Origin of the sequence: Polaribacter sp., from assembly GCF_965656025.1 — a bacterium.
GTDB lineage: Bacteria > Bacteroidota > Bacteroidia > Flavobacteriales > Flavobacteriaceae > Polaribacter.
In genome coordinates this window covers 20,226-21,628 of the sequence record NZ_CBFHJT010000018.1, presented here as the reverse complement: position 1 = coordinate 21,628, position 1,403 = coordinate 20,226, and the positions used below count along the sequence as shown (strand labels likewise).

Here is a 1,403-nt window from a genome sequence, read left to right as displayed (position 1 = left end):
ATTGTTAGAAAATCATCATACTGACCCATAGAAGAAACAGTAAATGTATCTTTAAAGTTTTTTGCTGCTGCTCTAATTAAAGAAATACCACCAATATCTATTTTTTCTACAATATCTTGCTCAGAAGCGCCAGAAGCAACTGTTTTTTCAAACGGATACAAGTCTACAATTACCAAATCTATTTGTGGTATGTTGTATTCTTTTAACTCAGCAACATCACCTTCATGATCTTGTCTATTTAAAATTCCGCCAAATACTTTTGGATGTAATGTTTTAACTCTACCGCCTAAAATAGAAGGATAAGAGGTAACATCTTCTACTGGAACTACAGATATACCAAGGTCTTTAATAAATTTTTCTGTGCCACCCGTAGAATAAATTGTTACGTTTAATTCGTTTAGTTTTTTTACAATCGGCTCTAAACCGTCTTTGTGAAATACTGAAATTAATGCAGATTTAATTGTTTTTGAAGTGCTCATTTAGTGTTGTGTTGTTAAGCACGCAAATTTAGTAAAATGAACCTACTAAGACAATAAAAAGATAGTAACAAAAACCAGAAGTAATTAACAACTATTGTACTTGCACTTTTGTTTTAAAAATTTCTACCAATGCTGTATAATTTCTTGGCTCTTTTCTCTCTTGTTTTCTTCTAGATAATAATACAATTTTAGAAAGAAAACTTTGTTGAGTTTTTCTCATTTTTTTAGGGGTATAAATAAGTTAGTCTGATAAATTTACTCTGCAGTTTCTAAGAAATTTCGAAACCATTGTACAAAACTCTCTGTGATAGATTGTTTTTTATTTACAAAATTTTTGTAATTACTTCCGTTAGCAACAGAAGTTGAGTATTGTTCTTTTCTCATTATATAGGGATTAAATGATTATAGAAAAACTATAAGTTATGTTAAATATACACCAAATATAAAAAAAAACAACGAAACCACAACTTTTTTATAAAATTGTTGCCACCTTTTCAGATACATATTCTAAAAGTTCTTCGTCTTTTGGAGTAAAAATGTTCGCTGTATGAGAATCTATGTCTATTTGTCCAATATTTTCTCCGTTTACAAAAACAGGAATTACAATTTCTGATTTTACCTTCCAACCACAAGATATATAGTTATCTTGTTCAGAAACATCTTGCACTACAAAATTACTATTAGAAACTGCTACTTGCCCACAAATACCTTTTCCAAAAGGAATGATAGTGTGTTCCGTTTCTTCTCCTGTATATTCTGCCAACTTTAATTCTTCTTTGTCGCCGTTTTTAAAATAGAAACCCACCCAATCATAATAAGATATTGTACTTTCCAACAAATTACAGATTGCTTGTAGTTTGTTTTCTACTGTTGTTTTTTCCGCAATAATTTTTGCTACTTTATTTTTTATAATATCAATTTCCA

3 protein-coding genes and 1 pseudogene are annotated in these 1,403 nt (G+C 29.4%); all 4 read right to left on the bottom strand.

Translation table 11 applies throughout. From position 1 onward, the window contains the following. Positions 1-479 (bottom strand): annotated as a pseudogene (locus ACTG3S_RS05130) (bifunctional phosphoribosylaminoimidazolecarboxamide formyltransferase/IMP cyclohydrolase); the annotation flags it as partial. A gap of 91 nt (positions 480-570) precedes the next feature. Then, positions 571-699: a hypothetical protein gene (locus tag ACTG3S_RS05125; protein WP_439128296.1), complete on the bottom strand. Its 129-nt coding sequence runs from the start codon at positions 697-699 to the stop codon at positions 571-573. A 35-nt stretch (positions 700-734) separates the two neighbouring features. Beyond that, a complete protein-coding gene (locus ACTG3S_RS05120; protein WP_439128295.1) occupies positions 735-863 on the bottom strand; it encodes a hypothetical protein in 129 nt (42 codons plus the stop codon). An 88-nt stretch (positions 864-951) separates the two neighbouring features. Next, positions 952-1,398: a GAF domain-containing protein gene (locus ACTG3S_RS05115; protein WP_439128319.1), complete on the bottom strand. Its 447-nt coding sequence runs from the start codon at positions 1,396-1,398 to the stop codon at positions 952-954. Positions 1,399-1,403: the final 5 nt, after the last annotated feature.

What these genes read in the sequence shown, in the direction of transcription:
- ACTG3S_RS05125 (WP_439128296.1), bottom strand. Translation starts at nt 699, where the DNA reads ATGAGAAAAACTCAACAAAGTTTTCTTTCTAAAATTGTATTATTATCT.
- ACTG3S_RS05120 (WP_439128295.1), bottom strand. Translation starts at nt 863, where the DNA reads ATGAGAAAAGAACAATACTCAACTTCTGTTGCTAACGGAAGTAATTAC.